The sequence below is a fragment of the Streptococcus hyointestinalis genome (assembly GCF_041225505.1).
Classification (GTDB): domain Bacteria; phylum Bacillota; class Bacilli; order Lactobacillales; family Streptococcaceae; genus Streptococcus; species Streptococcus hyointestinalis_B.
In genome coordinates, this window is the sequence record NZ_JBCLSK010000103.1 from 1 (window position 1) to 502 (window position 502).

At 43.6% G+C, this 502-nt stretch carries 1 pseudogene; it reads right to left on the reverse strand.

Annotated elements, in window-relative coordinates:
- A pseudogene (locus AALA56_RS10170) lies at positions 1 to 502 on the reverse strand (pLS20_p028 family conjugation system transmembrane protein); the annotation flags it as partial.

The window sequence follows — 502 nt, forward strand, 5'->3', positions numbered from 1 at the left end:
ATTTTACTTCCTGAAGCAACTGCTCCTGGAGTTTTCTTAGCTACATTTAAGCCTAAACCGCCCATAGCTAATGCACCACTACCAACAGCACCTGCGCCTGTCGCAAAGGCTTGCCCTGCCATCATAGCACCAATCAATTGTTGAGCAGTATCGCTGTGACCCGTTGAGACACCAAGCCAACGCTCAATCATAGAAACACCTTGCATGGCTGCGAGGAAGACACCAATGTAAACAAGGGAAGCTGCTAGACATTGTTCCCACATACTCAAACCATCGAAGAAACCACCTGACAATTTAGTAATTGTAGAAACAGATAAGGTTGGTAAATCACGACAAATTTCAAGGGTTACACGCATGATAACCACTTCAAAGAAGATACCTGCAAAAGCACCACCTATCGTCCGTAACAGTTCCTTGTACTTCTTAGAGTTTGACAAAGAAGTATAGCCTTGAAGCGGTGAAATCATGGCCTCGATAATAATATCAAAGACAGACTTCACTA